Genomic DNA, 18304 nt, shown 5'->3' with positions numbered 1-18304 from the left:
ATAATCTCCTTTTATGTAATGAGTTATATTTTACTACATCAGGTTCATTTTGGATATTATTAATAAATATGTATAAATTGATAGAAATGGGTAGTAATGATACGGATTATCCAAAAGTGCTAATTGAAGAAGAGTTTGAAGTTGTGATAAAAGAGTAAAAAGAGGTATCGTGATGATACCTCTTTTTAACTGAAGAATGCCAACGTATTATTTATAATATGAAATAACATAGCTGGAAGAATGGATTTTGTTTTCTTACATAAAATAGCCATTAATAATCCCATGAAGAAAGTAATTACCATTACTCCAAGTGAGTATGTATGAGCGATACCAAAGAAGAAACTTGTTAAGACTGCTGCAATCCAAAATGGAAAGCGCTCAGAGAAGAAATGAAGTATAAAACCACGGAAAATAAGTTCTTCAAAAATTGGTGTGAGTATTGCAAATCCGAGAAGTAATAGTATTTGATATTGCTTAAAAACGTCTAAGTTTAGTGCGGAAGATTGTTGCTTTGTTGCGTCTTGGAACACATAATTTAATAAGAAGTAGTTGATTATGATGTTTATAGCGAAGAAAAGAAGTAAATATACGTATGTGCGCCATTCTTTCAGTGCTTTAAAGTTAAAAGAGTTCAGTAATAATCTTTTCGCAGGTTTGAATTTAAAAATAAAGAATAACAACATGGCTAGTTGTAACCCTATACTTGCGGTGTTTGCAATAGATTCATACAGGGCAATTTGCTTTTTATTTGTAAGACTAGCCGTATAAATTGTTAAGGGCATTATTGCTAGGAACAAGGTAATGAGTCCAGTTCCGAAAAAAGCGAATAAAACGGAGCTAATAAATTGTCCCCATGACATAGAGTGTTTCTGTTCATCAGAAAGTTGTGTAGCGGATTGCATCTGTGAAATCACCTCTTTATATTTGTATATTAAATTATAGATTAATTTGTTTCTGAATGTAACATTTAAATATTACATACAAAGGTGTATTTTTCGTAAAATAATAAAAGAGGTATCACCCTGTAGTGATGCCTCTTTCTCATTGATAACTATGTTTTGCCTTGTTATTCAATTTTGCTTGCTCTATTTGCAATTCACGCTCTACCAATCGATCTAATTGCTGAATAGCTTTAAGTGCTTTTTCATAAGAAATCGTTCTATAATGATGAGCTCCGCCTGGTTCTTCATCTGCTTCGTCTGCCCATTTAATAATGCTTTGAAGAGATGTTCTTTCAATTTCTTGTTCCACTAAGAAAGAATCTGTATGCAGAAGAATCGCGATAGAAATTTCTTTTGCTAGTTTTGGATGTTCTCCCAATCTAATAAGCAATTTATGTGCTCTTTCTGCACCTTTAATTGCATGGATATCATTCTTTTTATATAAGTCATAGTCCCATTCGCCGCCTGTGTACCACGTATGATGTCCGATATCATGAAGGAAACCGGCTTTTGTCGCAGCATCGACTGAGGCGTGGTGCTTTTTAGCTAAGTGAAACGCATGGTAAGCGACAGCGATCGCGTGGACCATTCCGGAACGGTTTACGTATTTTTGTGTAATGTGATGTTTAAAAACTTGTTCAAGCGTAATACGGTGCATAAAACATTCACTCCTTTTATCTAATGATGTATACGAAGAAAAATCGATCGGTTTAAATGTATTTTGAACATTGTACTCCATCATAGTTCGTTAGTAAAGTAGAAATGTTTAGGAGAAGAAAAATTTTTTTCGTAAAAAAATCACCTTAGCTTATGCGAAGGTGATTTTCAAATTGCTTATTTTTTTAATCCTTGCTCTAGTGTTTCTAACATTTCGTGCTTTTCATTTTCATCAGCGTTTTTCCAAATGACTTCAAATAAGACGCCAAGACCTGGAAGCATTTTTTCTTCACCGCTTTGAATTGCATCGACAATTGTTTCTTGTAATTGATCTTGTGAATTACCAGATACATTCGCTAATACGGCACCGCGTAAATTAAAACTCATTGTTTTCACCTCTTCTTCAGAATTGAAACTGACGTTAGTTTTTGTTCTTTTTTATGTAAATATGTATGAAAAATAGGCTATAATGATAAGACAAGAAGAGAGGGAACTACATATTATGAAAAACATTGATTCAGTACAAAATCCGCGTGTAAAGCAGTGGAAAAAGCTGCAAACGAAAAAAGAACGCGATAAAAAAGGTTTATTTTTTGTAGAAGGATTCCACTTAGTCGAAGAAGCTTTGAAGGCAGGAATTGTAACAGAACTTATCGTTTCAGATCAGACAGACCTTCCGAAAGATTGGACAGTTAATGATGTAGAAATGTATATCGTGCCTGAGGCTATTGTAAAAATACTTCGTGAAACAGAAACGACGCAAGGTGTATTTGCTGTTTGTGAGAAGCATGAGAAAGAAGTAGCTCTTACTGATGGGAAATTCCTTTTATTGGATGGACTGCAAGACCCAGGTAATTTAGGAACAATTATTCGTACAGCTGATGCAGCTGGTATTCACGCCGTTGTGCTTGGAGAAGGTTGTGTTGATGTTTACAATAGTAAAGTACTCCGCTCTACACAAGGTTCTATTTTCCGCTTGCCAATTGTAAAAGGGAACTTAGAAGAATGGGTAGACAAGTTAAAAGAAAATAACGTTCCTGTATATGGAACAGCTCTTGAAAATGGAGTTCCGTATGGTGAGGTAACTCCGGCCGGAAGTTTTGCATTAATTGTTGGAAATGAAGGAAATGGCGTACGCCAAGAAATTCTTACAAAAACGGATCAAAACTTGTATATTCCGATTTACGGCGGGGCAGAATCATTAAATGTTGCGGTTGCAGCAGGGATTTTAACGTATTATTTACAAAGCCCAGTTGCGAACAAATAAAAAACTTCTTATAATAAGTTGAAGTACATTATATTAAAAGTTAAATAACGAAAAACGTTGATAGAGAAGAGTAGCTTACAAAATCGCCATATAGGGAGAGAGTGCCGTAGACTGAAAGCATTCTTATGGTAGACGGAAGTGAATTCACCTCTGGAGTTGACGCCAGGACCATGTATATGTAAAGGCGTTCCGGTCAGAATTGATCGTTATAACTAATGAGTGGGCAGACTTGTTCTGTCAATTTAGGGTGGTACCGCGAATTTACCTCGTCCCTTTTTGGGAGCGAGGTTTTTTTATTTTTAAAATTAGGAGGGTTCCAAAATGGAAGCACGTTTAAAAGAGCTAAAGCAAAAAGCGTTAGAGCTTATTGAAGAAGCGAAAGAGCTAAAGGGCTTAAACGACGTACGCGTAGCGTATTTAGGAAAAAAAGGTCCAATTACAGAAGTATTACGCGGCATGGGAAAATTATCAGCAGAAGAGCGTCCACGTATGGGAGCATTAGTGAATGAAGTACGTGAAGCGATTCAAACGCGTCTAGAAGACAAAATTAGCAACTTAGAAAAAGCAGTAATTGAAGCGAAATTAGCTACGGAAACAATTGATGTTACATTACCAGGTCGTCCTGTTGAAACAGGTTGTCACCATCCGTTAACAGCTGTTGTTGAACAAATTGAAGATGTATTCATCGGTATGGGTTATGAAGTAGCTGAAGGAACAGAAGTAGAAAAAGACTACTACAACTTCGAAGCACTAAACTTACCGAAAGATCACCCAGCACGTGACATGCAAGATACATTCTACATTACAGAAGAAACGTTACTACGTACACATACATCTTCTGTGCAAGCACGTACGATGGAAAATAATAAAGAAAAAGGCCCAATCAAAATTATTTGTCCTGGTAAAGTGTATCGCCGCGATGATGATGATGCGACGCATTCACATCAGTTCATGCAAATTGAAGGCCTTGTAATTGATAAAAACATTCGTATGAGTGACTTAAAAGGTACACTGCAAGTATTCGTGAAAAAGATGTTCGGTGAAGATCGTGAAATCCGTCTTCGTCCAAGTTTCTTCCCATTCACAGAGCCATCTGTAGAGATGGATATTTCTTGTATGATGTGTCATGGCAAAGGTTGCGGCACTTGTAAAGGAACTGGCTGGATTGAAATTCTAGGCGCAGGTATGGTTCACCCGAACGTACTTGAAATGGCTGGTTATGATTCAAAAGAATATCAAGGTTTCGCATTCGGTATGGGCGCAGAGCGTATCGCAATGTTGAAATACGGCGTAGATGACATTCGTCATTTCTATACAAATGATGTACGTTTCTTACAACAATTCAAACGAGCGTAAGGGAAGGAGAGGATAAATATGTTCGTATCATATCGTTGGTTACAAGAGTATGTAGATATTAAAGATGTAACAGCACAAGAACTAGCAGACAAAATCACGAAAAGTGGTATTGAAGTAGAAGGCGTTGAAGTATTAAATAAAGGTGTAAAAGGTGTTGTAGTTGGTCACGTATTAGAATGTGAAAAACACCCAGAAGCTGATAAATTAAGCAAATGCTTAATCGATATCGGTGAAGAAGAGCCAGTTCAAATTATTTGTGGAGCTGCTAACATTGCAAAAGGTTTAAAAGTGCCAGTTGCAAAAGTTGGTGCTGTACTTCCTGGTAACTTCAAAATCAAAAAAGCAAAACTACGTGGTGAAGCTTCTCACGGTATGGTTTGTGCTCTTCAAGAGCTTGGCATTGATGGAAAGTTAGTTTCAAAAGAATATGCAGATGGTATCTTTATCTTCCCAAGTGACGCTGAAGTTGGTGCAGATGCACTTGAAATTTTAAACTTACACGATGAAGTACTTGAGCTTGGTTTAACACCAAACCGTGCAGATTGCTTAAACATGTTAGGTGTTGCATATGAAGTGGCTGCTATTTACGGCCGTGAAGTAAAACTTCCAGCTATCGACTTACAAGAAACAGCAGAAAAAACTTCTGATTACATTTCTGTAAGTGTAGAAGCGAAAGAAGAAAATCCATTATACATTGCAAAAATGGTGAAGAACGTAAAAATTGGTCCATCACCAATGTGGATGCAAACCCGTCTTATGGCAGCTGGCATTCGTCCAATTAGCAACGTAGTTGATATTACAAACTACATTTTAATGGAATACGGTCAACCGTTACATGCATTCGATTACGATAAATTAGGTTCAAAAGAAATCGTTGTTCGTCTTGCAAAAGAAGGCGAAAAAATTGAAACATTAGATGATCAAGAGCGTACATTACAAAGCCACCATCTTGTAATTACAAACGGAACAAAAGCTTTAGCTGTTGCTGGTGTAATGGGTGGGGCGGATTCTGAAGTTACAAATGAGACAGTAAACGTTCTAATTGAGTCTGCATACTTTGCAGGTCAAACAGTGCGCCGCACATCAAAAGACTTAGGTCTTCGTAGTGAATCAAGTGCACGTTTTGAAAAAGGAATCGACCCAACACGTACATTTGAAGCAATTCAACACGCAGCTGCCTTAATGGCGAAATATGCTGGCGGTGAAGCACTTGAAGGTGTAGTAGAAGCTGATAACTTACAAGTACAAGAGCGTACAGTATCTGTTACTGCTGAAAAAGTAAACCGTGTATTAGGTACAAATATTTCTGCGAGTGAAATGGGTACAATGTTCGCGAACTTGAAATTTCCATTCACAGAAGTAGAAGGAACATTCCATGTAAATGTACCAGCACGTCGTCCTGATATTACAATTTCAGAAGACTTAGTAGAAGAAGTGGGCCGTCTATACGGTTATGACCACATTCCAGTTACATTACCTTCTGGAACGATGACTCGTGGTAAATTAACATCAGCACAAACGAAACGTCGTAAAGTACGTCGCTTCTTAGAGGGTGCTGGTTTATATGAAGCAATCACGTATTCATTAACGAGCGCTGACAAAGCGAAACAATACATGATTGAGCCAAACGAAAAGGCACCTGTAAACCTTGCACTTCCAATGAGTGAAGAGCGTAGCCAACTTCGTTTAAGCTTAGTGCCACAATTGCTAGAAGCAGTTTCATACAATGTTGCTCGTAAAAACGACAGCGTTGCTTTATACGAAGTAGGTTCTATCTTCTTACCAACAGAAGCAGGAGAACTTCCGAAAGAAGAACAACACCTTGCAGGTGTTATGACAGGTCTTGCTCTTCACCATGCATGGCAAGGTGAGAAGAAAGTAGTAGACTTCTTCGTTGTGAAAGGTGTACTAGAAGGACTATTCGACGTACTTGGCGTTTCAAACCAAATCACATATGCACCAGCGAAACGTGAAGGTATGCACCCAGGTCGTACAGCTGACATCGTATTAGATGGCGAAGTAATTGGTTTCATCGGTCAATTGCACCCAGAAGCAGAAAAACAATTAGATGTGAAAAATACATTCGTATTTGAACTATCTCTTGTAAAAATATTCGGTGCAGACGCTGAAGAAACTTACTACTCAGCAATTCCGCGTTTCCCATCTATGACACGTGACATGGCTGTTGTAGTAACAAAAGAAACAAAAGCTGGTGAAATGAAGCAAGTCATTGCTGAAGCTGGCGGAGAACTTTTGAAAGACGTAACACTATTCGACTTATACGAAGGTGAAAAAATGGAAGAAGGCAAGAAATCACTTGCATTCTCTATGACTTACTTCGATGCAGAACGTACGTTAACAGATGAAGAAGTAACAGAAGCGCATAACCGTGTATTAACAACGGTAGAAGAGAAATTTGGTGCGGAGTTACGTAAGTAATTAGAAAATTGCCGGATTCATTCCGGCAATTTTTTTATTGCACAATCGTCGACAGATGTCGGTAAGTCGATATATTACAAAAATCGCTTATATATTTTATGGCATCTTGCATCTTTCTCTCGAATGTAGTACATTAATTTTAGTTTAACAAAATGAAAGACGATGATAAGGAAAAGTAGTATATACTATAATCCAAAGCGAGTCAGGGGCGGTGAGAGCCTGATGAGGCGGTATATGTGAAGAACACCTTGGAGTTGCTAACCGAAATTGAATCTTGTATTCAAGAGTAGACTTAGACGGGAAGCCGGCCTGTTACAAACCGGGAAGTATGTATTACATACGAGTTAAAGTTGGTCTTTATGACAAATTGGGTGGTACCGCGAAGTTTAACCTTTCGTCCCTTTATGGATGAAAGGTTTTTTTGTATTTAAATATATCAGCAAAGGAGAATTTCACTATGGAAAACACATTAGTAAAAAGTCTGTATAGAGATACAGAAAAGTATGCAGGTCAAACAGTACAAGTATCAGGGTGGATTCGTAATTTACGTGATTCAAAAGCATTTGGTTTCATCGAATTAAACGACGGTAGCTTTTTCAAAAGCGTTCAAATCGTTTTCGATACAGAATTAGAGAACTTTAAAGAAATTGCAAAGCTTCCACTTAGCTCTTCAGTGAAAGTAGAAGGTAAAGTAATTGCAACGCCTGGAGCGAAGCAACCATTTGAAATTAAAGCAGAAAAAATTGATATCGAGGGCTTATCAGATTCTGATTACCCACTTCAAAAGAAGCGTCATACGTTTGAATACTTACGTACAATCGCTCACTTACGTCCAAGAACAAATGCATTCTCTGCAACGTTCCGCGTACGTTCTATCGCAGCATTTGCGATTCACCAGTTCTTCCAAGAGCGTGGATTCGTACATGTTCACACACCAATCATCACTGGTAGTGATACAGAAGGTGCTGGCGAAATGTTCCGCGTAACAACACAAGATTTAAACAACGTACCAAAAGGTGAAGACGGACAAGTTGATGAGTCAAAAGACTTCTTCGGTAAAGAAACAAACTTAACAGTAAGTGGACAGCTGAACGCTGAAGCGTATGCATTAGCATTCCGTGATGTATATACATTCGGACCTACATTCCGTGCAGAAAACTCAAACACAACTCGCCACGCTGCTGAGTTCTGGATGGTTGAGCCTGAGATTGCATTCGCTGAGTTAGGCGATGTAATGGATCTTACAGAAGATATGCTGAAATATGCAATGAAATATGTATTAGAGCATGCACCAGAAGAAATGGACTTCTTCAACAGCTTCGTTGATAAAACAGTTCTAGAGCGTATGAACAACGTGATTAACTCTGACTTCGGTCGCATCACATATACAGAAGCAATTAAAGTACTTCAAGAATCAGGTGCTGACTTCAAGTACCCAGTAGAATGGGGTATTGACTTACAAACAGAGCATGAAAGATACTTATCAGAAGAGATCTTCAAACGCCCTGTATTCGTAACTGACTACCCGAAAGACATTAAAGCGTTCTACATGCGTATGAATGAAGATGGAAAAACAGTAGCTGCTACTGACCTTCTAGTTCCTGGCATCGGCGAATTAATCGGCGGAAGTCAACGTGAAGAAAGAATGGACGTTTTAGTAGACAGAATTAAAGAATTAGGTATGAACGAAGAGGACTACTGGTGGTACTTAGAACTTAGAAAATACGGCGGTACAAAACACGCTGGATTCGGTCTAGGTTTCGAGCGCTTCCTAATGTACATCACTGGTATGGCTAACATCCGTGACGTAATTCCATTCCCAAGAACTCCAGGTTCTTCTGAGTTCTAAAATATGAAAAAAGCGAGAGGATTTCCTCTCGCTTTTTTGTTTGCATAGTTTATGACCCCGTAGCAAAAAGTAACGCGAAGGGGTGAGAATAAAATGAGTAAAAAAGTGAAAAAAGATCATTCAAGATCGAGCCTAGGTTCTCCGGAAGTAGAAGGACAAGGAACGACGACACATGAAACAGGTTCTCATAAGGTATCTTCATCTAATAAGAAGCAGAAACAAAGCTAACATAAAAAAGGAGAGTCTTAGGGGCTCTCCTTTTTATGTATTACATCTTGTTATCGTTAATCTCTTTTGTAATTTGATCTATGTCTTTGTCTAATCGATCTAAATAGAAAAACCATAGTAAACTCATGAACACGTGATAGATGGCCATAACGCTAAGGCTATCAGATATGTTTTCGAATGTGGATTTAGTAGTGAAGAAAGTGCCCCAAACAGTAGAAATAATGAAGTAAGAAAGTGGACCTACGAGATGTACGAAAACATATAATAACTTTTTCACTTTTACAGCGTTTATATAAATTCCCTCCTTTAAATTATTGAATGCAGGCTTTTCACTTAGTATCTGAATATTTTCTCTAATTTTGAACTGTCTTTCGTGTGGATCGCCTAGTAAAATATTTAGAATCATTTGTAGAAGTAGCAATGGGAATCTCCTCGTATGTTAGAATAATCTGTATATTGTAATTGTCACAAAACTATAAGGACAATAGTAGGGTGAAACAAAAAACAGGAGTTTGTAGGCTCCTGTTTTTGTCGATACTATTTTAATAAGCGAAACGCCTTCTCCGTATTAGCGAAATGCAGTTTCACAAACTCGGATAATCGTTCTTTACCAAGCTTTTGAATTAATTTAGCTGCAGCAATATCAACTTGTTTACCAGCACCTTTTGGAAGTGGCATACCAGCTTTTTTGCTTAGTTCGTCAAACTGTTTTACGAATGAGTAGCGAGCTAAAATAGAAGCAGCGGCTACTGCTAAATGGACGCTTTCACCTTTCGTCGCGAAATAAACATTTTCACGCTGTACCTGTTTTTGTTTTGCTAAATATTTATAGTATGTATCAGGTTGTGTGAATTGATCGATTAAGACGCCTTCAGGTTTTGTAGGTGCCATTTTACCTAATAAGTTTGTAATAGCTTTATTATGTAGCAAGGCTTTTAGCTTACCTTGGTTGTTTCCTTTATCAAATAGCTCGTTATATTTTTCATTATGAAGGACAAGAGAGCTGTAAGGAACAACATGTAGAAGTTGTTTCGCAATGGCAGTAATTTGATCGTCATTTAAGTTTTTAGAGTCTTTTACACCAAGTTCTTTTAGTAGTGGAATTTGCTTTGCATCTACATATACAGCAACGACTGTCATCGGTCCAAAGAAATCTCCCGTACCAACTTCATCAGACCCTACAATAGACATTGTACTGATGGAAGCAGGCGGTGCATAACGATGTGAATCGACAGTTTTTTTTACAGCTGTTTTGGGTGTTTGAGAGACAGTTTGCCAACGAGAAGCTTCTGCTTCAGCGCGGCCTCCTTGGAACATTACTTTTCCAGATTTATACGCTGTAATCGTGCAAGATGGTACCTTTGCCATGAAGATCCCGCCTTGCGGAGTTTTCGGGCTAAGCGAATGTTTATATTGTTGTTTCATGTCTTCAATTACTGTAGAATTTGTTTGAATTACGATAGAATTTGACATAATGGTCGCCCCTTTTTTTATATTGTTATTTTTATCATATCGGATTGTTCTTTCTGTTTCCATATTATGAAGGTTCATGGTATGATAAACTTTAGGATTCTGTACGTGATTGGAGGCCGGTGAGTTGTCACAACAAAAGGGAAAGAAAAGTCGAATTAATGTAGAAATCTATGGTCAACAATATTCAGTTGTTGGCGATGAAAGTACAAGTCATATCCGCATGGTAGCAGCGATTGTGGATGATAAAATGCGCGAACTCAATGCCAAGAATCCTTCGCTTGACACGAGTAGACTAGCGGTATTGACGGCGGTAAACGTCATACACGATTACATAAAATTAAAAGAAGAACATGAGAAATTGAAAGAAAGTATGACAAAAAAAGGAATGGAATAACATGATTGATATTATTATCATTTTACTGCTTGTTATGGGATTTTTCCTCGGCTTACGCAGAGGGTTTATTCTGCAACTTGTAAAGTTAACAAGCTTTATTATCGCATACCTTGTTGCATACTGGTACTGTAAAGATTTAGCGCCAGCACTTGCGAAATTTATTCCGTATCCATTTGATAAAAACGTATCTGTTCCAGAATGGATTGATGCAAATAATATTGAGACAGTATTTTATCAAGCGCTTGCGTTTATCATATTGTTTATTATCACTAAAATTGCACTTTCATTACTTGGTAATTTGTTAAATATGTTTGCAGAAATACCGGTTTTAAAGCAAGTAAATGCGTTTGCGGGGGCAATCCTCGGATTTTTAGAAGTATATATTATTTTGTTTGTCTTAATTATCATTGGAAACATACTTCCGATTGAACAAGTACAAACACCATTACAAAAATCATCAATTAGCAAAATAATTGTAGACGATACACCGATTCTATCTGAAAAGGTGAAGGAACTATGGCAGACAGGTAGCAGAGTATAACTTCTCTTTTTTCGGAAAGAGAAGTTTTTTTCTATGAAAGAAAGGCGGGGCAATGATGAAAGTAAATAAAAAACAAGTTATCAAATTATTAGAGACAATCGGGCTTTTTATGGAACTAAAGGGTGCGAATCCATTTAAAATATCTGCATTTCGTAAAGCGGCAGCAGCATTAGAAAGTGACGATCGTAGTCTTTCTGAAATTGAAGATTTCACAAAGATTCCAGGCATCGGAAAAGGAACAGCAGCCGTTATTCAAGAATATATAGAATCGGGAACATCTGAAGTATTACAAGAACTTGAGAAAGAAGTACCAAGTAGCTTATTGCCGTTATTAAAACTACCAGGACTTGGTGGTAAGAAGGTAGCTAAGTTATATAAAGAACTTGGTGTTGTTGATATGGAATCGCTAAAAGCTGTTTGTGAGGAAAATAAAGTACAGGCTTTAGCAGGTTTCGGTAAGAAGACAGAAGAGAAAATATTAGAAGCAATCGATCAAGTAGGCTCTCGTCCAGAGCGTTTACCAATTGCGATGGTATTGCCTATTGCCGGGGAAATAGAGGAGAAATTGTCGAATATTGCTGAAGTAATTCGTTTCTCTCGCGCTGGTAGCTTACGCCGCGCGAGAGAAACAGTGAAAGATTTAGATTTTATCATTGCAACGACAGAACCAGCAGCGGTACGTGAGCATTTACTACAATTCGATAATATGATTGAAGTAATCGCAAGTGGAGATACAAAAGTTTCTGTCCGTCTTCAATATGAATATGATATTTCAATTGATTTTCGTTTAGTAAAACCAGAAGAGTTTATTACAACTCTTCACCATTTCACAGGATCAAAAGACCATAACGTAAAAATGCGTCAAATCGCAAAAGATAAAGGCGAGAAAATTAGTGAGTACGGTGTAGAAAACTTGGAAACAGGTGAAGTGAAAACATTTGAGAATGAAGAAGACTTCTTCGCTCATTTCGGTCTGCCATTTATTCCGCCAGAAGTGCGTGAAGATGGAAAAGAAATTGAATTAATTAAAGAGTATCCGAACTTAATTCAGTTTTCCGATATACAAGGTGATTTACATATGCATACAACTTGGAGTGACGGTGCTTTTTCTATTGAAGAAATGGTACAAGCGTGCCGTGCTCGTGGATATAAGTTTATGGCGATTACTGATCACTCGCAATATTTGAAAGTAGCGAATGGTTTAACGAAAGAGCGTCTTCGTGAGCAAGCGAAAGAAATTGAACGTATGAATGAAAAGTATCCAGACATTACAATTTTACGCGGAATTGAAATGGACATTTTACCAGATGCCTCGCTTGATTTTGATGATGAAGTATTAGAAGAATTAGACTATGTCATTGGAGCGATCCACTCTAGCTTCTCACAAGACCGTGAAACGATTATGAAACGTCTGCGTACTGCACTTGAGAATAAACATGTCACAATGATTGCTCATCCGACAGGACGTCTTCTCGGGCGCCGTGAGGGTTATGATGTAGATACAGATTTATTAATTGAACTCGCAAAAGAGACAAATACAGTTTTAGAATTAAATGCGAATCCGAACCGTCTAGATTTAAGCGCGAAATTATTAAAACAAGCACAAGATGCTGGTGTAAAAGTAGCGATTAATACGGATGCTCATACACTTGAAATGTTAGAAGATATGGAAACAGGTGTAGCTGCAGCACGTAAAGGTTGGATTCAAAAAGATAACGTGATTAACACGTGGGATATTGAACGTTTATTAGACTATATTAAACGTAATAAGTAACACAAGGGGGACCTGCAACATGTTAGAAAGAACGTTGCGTGTATTAGAATACAATAAAGTAAAAGAACAATTACTTGAACATACAGCCTCTTCACTTGGCCGTGATAAAGTGAAGCATTTAGTGCCGAGCACTGATTTTGAAGAAATTGTAGAAATGCAAGATACAACGGATGAAGCAGCGAAAGTCATTCGTTTAAAAGGTAGTGCACCATTAGGTGGCATTACGGATATTCGTTCAAATGTGAAGCGTGCAAAGATTGGAAGCATGTTAAGCCCGAATGAGCTACTTGATATTGCGAATACGATGTATGGTAGTCGCAATATGAAACGTTTCATTGAAGATATGGTTGATAACGGTGTCGAGCTTCCGATTTTAGAAACTCATGTCGCTCAAATTGTATCTTTATATGATTTAGAAAAGAAAATTACAAATTGCATCGGTGATGGCGGTGAAGTAGTCGATAGCGCGAGTGATAAACTGCGTGGTATTCGTACTCAAATTCGTACTGCGGAAAGTCGTATTCGTGAAAAGTTAGAAAATATGACGCGTTCTTCAAACGCGCAAAAGATGCTGTCTGACTCGATTGTAACGATTCGTAACGAACGTTACGTAATCCCAGTAAAACAAGAATACCGCGGCGTATATGGTGGTATTGTTCACGATCAATCTGCTTCTGGACAAACGTTATTTATTGAACCGCAAGTCATTGTAGAATTAAATAATGCACTACAAGAAGCACGAGTGAAAGAAAAACAAGAAATTGAACGTATATTATTAATGTTAACAGAAGAAGTGGCAGTAGAAGCCGATATCGTTTTATCAAACGTAGAAGTAGTTGCAAATCTTGATTTCATCTTTGCGAAAGCTTTTTATGCGAAGCGAATTAAAGCAACGAAACCAATCGTAAATAACGAGCGTTATATGGATTTAAGACAAGCTCGTCATCCGCTAATCGATCCAGAAATTATTGTGCCAAATAACATTATGCTAGGTAAAGATTTCACGACAATTGTTATTACAGGACCGAATACAGGTGGTAAAACAGTTACGCTGAAAACAGTTGGTATTTGTGTATTAATGGCGCAATCTGGTCTTCACATTCCAGTAATGGATGAGTCAGAGATTTGTGTATTTAAAAACATCTTTGCTGATATTGGTGATGAGCAGTCGATTGAACAAAGCTTAAGTACGTTCTCCTCACATATGGTGAACATTGTAGATATTTTAGAAAAAGCTGATTTTGAAAGCTTAGTTTTATTTGATGAATTAGGTGCTGGAACAGACCCGCAAGAAGGTGCTGCACTAGCAATTTCGATTTTAGATGAAGTATGTAACCGCGGTGCTCGTGTTGTTGCTACGACGCATTACCCAGAATTAAAAGCATACGGATACAACCGTGAGCAAGTTATTAATGCGAGTGTTGAGTTTGATGTAAATACATTAAGTCCAACTTATAAATTATTAATCGGTGTACCAGGTCGCAGTAACGCCTTTGAAATTTCAAAGCGCCTTGGATTATCTGATCGCGTTATTGATCAAGCACGTAACCACATTAGTACAGATACAAATAAAATTGAAAATATGATTGCGAAGTTAGAAGAAAGCCAGAAGAACGCAGAGCGTGACTGGAACGAAGCAGAGGCACTTCGCAAACAATCTGAGAAACTTCATCGTGAGTTGCAACGTCAAATTATTGAGTTTAACGATGAGCGTGATGAAAAATTATTAAAAGCGCAAAAAGAAGGGGAAGAAAAAGTCGAAGCTGCGAAGAAAGAAGCAGAAGGTATTATTCAAGAACTTCGTCAATTGCGTAAAGCACAGCTTGTAAATGTGAAAGATCATGAGCTTATTGAAGCGAAGAGCCGTCTAGAAGGCACAGCGCCAGAGCTTGTGAAGAAACAAAAAGTAAACGTAAAAAACACTGCGCCGAAACAACAGTTACGGGCAGGTGATGAAGTAAAAGTATTAACGTTCGGTCAAAAGGGTCAATTACTTGAAAAAGTAAGTGATACAGAGTGGAGCGTACAAATCGGTATTCTGAAGATGAAAGTAAAAGAATCTAACATGGAATACATTAACACACCGAAGCAAACAGAGAAAAAAGCAGTCGCAAGTGTGAAGGGTAGAGATTACCACGTTTCATTGGAACTTGATCTTCGCGGTGAACGTTATGAAGATGCAATGATGCGCGTTGAAAAATATTTAGACGATGCCCAGCTTGCAAGTTATCCTCGTGTATCAATCATTCACGGTAAAGGAACAGGAGCGCTTCGCCAAGGTGTACAAGATTACTTGAAGAAGCACCGCGGCGTGAAGAATTACCGTTACGGTGACATGGGCGAGGGAGGCCTAGGCGTAACAGTTGTCGAATTAAAATAGAAAACAACGAAACAAAGGGGAAACCATTATATGTTTATGGACAAACTTGCAAAAGTATTGTTAGCTTGTTGTGGAATATTTTTGGTGATTGGGGTTATTTATTTAGTTGTTTTTGCGAATTGAAAAAGCGTCAATCGTGGCATAATGATATTGCCATAGATTGACGCTTTTAATATATGTGAAAAGGAATAAAACATGAAAATCAACCAATACATAAGCGAAGCAAAATCCTGCTCAAGACGTGAAACAGATCGCCTCATTAAAGCTGGACGCGTGGCTATTAACGGCGAAATATGTACGCACGGTGCACTCGTGAGCGATGGTGATGTAGTAACGATTGATGGGCAGGTTATTGCAAAAGAAGAGAAAGAGAAGGTGTATATAGCCTTTCATAAGCCGGTCGGAATTACTTGTACAGCAGCCGATCATATTGAAGATAATATTATTGATTATATCAATTATCCAGAGCGAATCTTTCCAGTTGGGCGATTAGATAAAGCATCAGAAGGACTTATCTTATTAACGAATGACGGTACGATTGCGAATCAAATTTTACATGGTGATCATGAGCACGAGAAAGAATATGTTGTCACAGTCGATAAACCTTTTACGGACTGGTTTATTAATGAGATGTCCAGCGGTGTAAAGATTAAAGATGGTATGACGAAGCCGTGTAAAGTGACGAGAGTCGATCAATCAACATTTCGTATCATTTTAACGCAAGGGATGAACAGGCAAATTCGTAGAATGAGCCGTGCTTTCGGGTTTACTGTAATAAAGCTAAAGCGAGTACGCATTATGAATATAGAGCTAAATGAGCTTGAAGTAGGAAAGTGGAGGAGCGTTACATCGGAGGAATTAGACATTCTAATAGATCAGTTATAGGGAGGAAAAGTTTTCTCCCAATATTTTTTTGTCAGAAAAAATAAAACTATTGATTTTTTAAAAAATAGCCCATATAATAAAAAACAACAAGTTTCGACAAGATATTTTATAAAAGTAATGATGAGGACATGAGTTGTATTTTACGATTCTCAGAGAGGGGAGCCTTAGGCTGTGAGCTTCCTAATACGAAAAGACAAGCTTACCACCTCTAAACTTCAAGAGTGAACTGCATACATGATGCATTGTAATTCTTGACGGATAAAACCGTTATCAATTTACACGAGCTATAAAATGAGCTTATTTTGCTATAAATTCATTTTATTAGAATAAGGGTGGAACCACGATTTCAACACTCGTCCCTTTGTTAGGGACGGGTGTTTTTTGCGTTCTTTTACGGGGAAGTGTGCTTGAAAGAGGATATGTGACGGATTCTTTTTCAGAATATTTTGTTAATTAATTATTTTAGGAGGTTAGTAGAAATGAAATCATCTTTAAAGTTTTCAGAGATGTTTGCAATAAGTTTAATGTTATTTGCACTGTTTTTTGGTGCAGGTAATATGATTTTTCCACCAGCGTTAGGGCAAGGTGCTGGAACGGACGTATGGATCGCGCTGTTTGGTTTTATTGTAACAGGCGTTGGACTACCTTTATTAGGCGTAATTGTTATAGCTTTAAAGGGAGATATTAATGAGCTAGCAGGACGTGTACATCCTATATTCGCACTTGTTTTTATCACTGCCATTTATTTATGTTTAGGCGTATTCGTAAGTGTGCCGCGTACAGGAACAGTAGCTTATGAGATGAGTGTTGCACCGTTTTTACCAAGTGAGATAGCAGGTCAGTCATATCCACTTGTTATCTTTACACTTATTTTCTTTGCAGTAACTTTCTATTTAGCTTTAAATCCTTCGAAATTAGTGGGGCGTATTGGTAAAGTGCTAACTCCAATATTATTAGCTGTTATTGCAATTATCGTAGGTAAAGCACTTATTACACCAATTGGAGAATTTGGTGCACCGACAGAAGTGTATAGTGCTCCTCTCTTCAAAGGATTTATTGATGGATATTTAACTTTAGATGGACTTGCAGCACTTGTATTCGGAAATGTTGTAATTCATGCGTTAAAAGAAAAAGGCATTACAAATAAAAATAGTATTGCAAAAGTAACAATCTTTGCAGGGTTTATTGCAGCGCTTGGTCTACTACTTGTGTATTTAGCGCTTGCTTATCTTGGAGCTTCTAGTGTGTCACTTGGAATGGGCGCAAACGGAGGAATTATTTTAACAAATGTGGTGAATCATTTATTTGGCAGTTACGGAACTTTATTACTAGGGATCGCAATTACAGCAGCATGTTTAACAACTTCTGTAGGTATTGTTGCAGCTTGTGGTGATTACTTCTCTTCCTTATTACCAAAGCTTTCTTATCAAAAAGTCGTTTTCATTTTCTGTGTATTAGCATTTATGGTAGCAAATCTTGGGTTAACTCAGTTAAATGCATTAGCATTACCAATCTTAATCGCTATTTATCCAATTGGAATCGTACTTATCGTATTATCACTTGTTGAAAACTACGTTCGTCTTCCATTAGCGATGTATGTGGGGGGGATTGTAGGAGCATTTGCAATCAGTTTCTTTGATGGATTACACAATGCAAACCTTCAAATTGCAGCGCTAGCACCTATTTTAGATAAGATTCCATTATATAGTGTAGGAATTGGTTGGTTAGTTCCAGGCATAATCGGTATAGGATTTGGTTATATAGTTTCTAAGTTTCAAAAGCAGGAAATTGCTGTAGAAAAATAGAGAAAAGAGGCTTTCTATAATAGAAAGTCTCTTTTTTTGTAGAAAAAGCCATATATAGAGAAATTCAGATATTAAAAATTTTATACGTAATATAGTTGACAAAAAAATTATGAGTAGGCTAAGATTGACTTAGTTGTGGAAATATTGGAAGGGAAGTGAGGGATAAGGGGTTTCTATAACTATAGTGTTGTTATGGGAAGAGGTGAAAGAAGAGGCGAAGAGATAGTTTATTTTTTTTGATTTATATTGAGAATGATAATCAATAAAAAAGTTTTATAATTTTTTCTCAGTTTCTATGCCTTTGTATAAGGAATA

General features: G+C 37.4%; 16 protein-coding genes and 3 other annotated features. Of the genes, 11 read left to right on the top strand and 5 right to left on the bottom strand.

The window, feature by feature from the left end:
- Positions 1-185: 185 nt before the first annotated feature.
- The 3 genes from AC0ONG_RS21475 to sspI form a co-directional block, all read right to left on the bottom strand.
- On the bottom strand, positions 186-902 hold the full coding sequence (locus tag AC0ONG_RS21475) for a CPBP family intramembrane glutamic endopeptidase (RefSeq protein ID WP_001190242.1): 717 nt from the start codon (positions 900-902) through the stop codon (positions 186-188).
- 139 nt (positions 903-1041) lie between these two features.
- Entirely contained in the window at positions 1042-1599 is a 558-nt protein-coding gene (locus tag AC0ONG_RS21470; protein WP_000554806.1) for an HD domain-containing protein, read from the bottom strand.
- A 176-nt stretch (positions 1600-1775) separates the two neighbouring features.
- Positions 1776-1985, bottom strand: coding sequence for a small acid-soluble spore protein SspI (gene sspI, locus AC0ONG_RS21465; protein WP_000009509.1), 210 nt, complete (start codon positions 1983-1985; stop codon positions 1776-1778).
- A gap of 82 nt (positions 1986-2067) precedes the next feature.
- Between sspI and AC0ONG_RS21460 the strand changes: the two genes are divergently transcribed.
- From AC0ONG_RS21460 to AC0ONG_RS21440, 5 genes are all read left to right on the top strand, one after another.
- Positions 2068-2865: a TrmH family RNA methyltransferase gene (locus AC0ONG_RS21460; protein WP_003309975.1), complete on the top strand. Its 798-nt coding sequence runs from the start codon at positions 2068-2070 to the stop codon at positions 2863-2865.
- Positions 2866-2913: 48 nt separating this feature from the next.
- Positions 2914-3142: a binding site (T-box leader), on the top strand.
- 44 nt (positions 3143-3186) lie between these two features.
- Positions 3187-4221 carry a phenylalanine--tRNA ligase subunit alpha gene (pheS, locus tag AC0ONG_RS21455; protein WP_000388222.1) on the top strand — a complete coding sequence of 345 codons (1035 nt, stop codon included), beginning with the start codon at positions 3187-3189 and terminating at the stop codon, positions 4219-4221.
- An 18-nt stretch (positions 4222-4239) separates the two neighbouring features.
- Positions 4240-6660, top strand: coding sequence for a phenylalanine--tRNA ligase subunit beta (gene pheT, locus AC0ONG_RS21450; protein WP_000498180.1), 2421 nt, complete (start codon positions 4240-4242; stop codon positions 6658-6660).
- Positions 6661-6813: 153 nt separating this feature from the next.
- Positions 6814-7065, top strand: a binding site (T-box leader).
- 52 nt (positions 7066-7117) lie between these two features.
- Positions 7118-8509 (top strand): asparagine--tRNA ligase, encoded by a 1392-nt coding sequence (gene asnS, locus AC0ONG_RS21445; RefSeq protein ID WP_000432189.1) that lies wholly within the window; start codon positions 7118-7120, stop codon positions 8507-8509.
- 93 nt (positions 8510-8602) lie between these two features.
- Positions 8603-8737 (top strand): YuzL family protein, encoded by a 135-nt coding sequence (locus tag AC0ONG_RS21440; RefSeq protein WP_000039593.1) that lies wholly within the window; start codon positions 8603-8605, stop codon positions 8735-8737.
- Between the two features lie 40 nt (positions 8738-8777).
- Here AC0ONG_RS21440 and AC0ONG_RS21435 read toward each other — a convergent pair whose 3' ends face one another.
- Together AC0ONG_RS21435 and rnhC are read right to left on the bottom strand one after the other, a co-directional pair.
- Complete coding sequence (locus AC0ONG_RS21435; protein WP_033668924.1) at positions 8778-9029, bottom strand: hypothetical protein; 252 nt, start codon at positions 9027-9029, stop codon at positions 8778-8780.
- A 245-nt stretch (positions 9030-9274) separates the two neighbouring features.
- Positions 9275-10210: a ribonuclease HIII gene (rnhC, locus tag AC0ONG_RS21430; RefSeq protein ID WP_474203984.1), complete on the bottom strand. Its 936-nt coding sequence runs from the start codon at positions 10208-10210 to the stop codon at positions 9275-9277.
- Between the two features lie 124 nt (positions 10211-10334).
- On the opposite strand from rnhC, the gene zapA reads away from it, so the two are divergent.
- The 6 genes from zapA (at position 10335) to brnQ6 (ending at position 17989) form a co-directional block, all read left to right on the top strand.
- Entirely contained in the window at positions 10335-10604 is a 270-nt protein-coding gene (zapA, locus tag AC0ONG_RS21425) for a cell division protein ZapA (RefSeq protein WP_000082701.1), read from the top strand.
- A 1-nt stretch (position 10605) separates the two neighbouring features.
- On the top strand, positions 10606-11145 hold the full coding sequence (locus AC0ONG_RS21420; RefSeq protein ID WP_000565409.1) for a CvpA family protein: 540 nt from the start codon (positions 10606-10608) through the stop codon (positions 11143-11145).
- Positions 11146-11200: 55 nt separating this feature from the next.
- A complete protein-coding gene (polX, locus tag AC0ONG_RS21415; protein WP_000867523.1) occupies positions 11201-12919 on the top strand; it encodes a DNA polymerase/3'-5' exonuclease PolX in 1719 nt (572 codons plus the stop codon).
- 19 nt (positions 12920-12938) lie between these two features.
- A complete protein-coding gene (locus AC0ONG_RS21410) occupies positions 12939-15299 on the top strand; it encodes an endonuclease MutS2 (RefSeq protein ID WP_000893725.1) in 2361 nt (786 codons plus the stop codon).
- A gap of 195 nt (positions 15300-15494) precedes the next feature.
- Positions 15495-16184 carry a 23S rRNA pseudouridine(2604) synthase RluF gene (locus AC0ONG_RS21405; RefSeq protein WP_000700740.1) on the top strand — a complete coding sequence of 230 codons (690 nt, stop codon included), beginning with the start codon at positions 15495-15497 and terminating at the stop codon, positions 16182-16184.
- 108 nt (positions 16185-16292) lie between these two features.
- Positions 16293-16548, top strand: a binding site (T-box leader).
- 115 nt (positions 16549-16663) lie between these two features.
- On the top strand, positions 16664-17989 hold the full coding sequence (gene brnQ6 / locus AC0ONG_RS21400) for a branched-chain amino acid transport system II carrier protein BrnQ6 (RefSeq protein WP_000842652.1): 1326 nt from the start codon (positions 16664-16666) through the stop codon (positions 17987-17989).
- Positions 17990-18304: the final 315 nt, after the last annotated feature.

Source organism: Bacillus sp. TCT6 (assembly GCF_056033845.1).
Note: the sequence above shows the minus strand (reverse complement) of the source record. Positions and strands in the feature narration are given on the sequence as shown.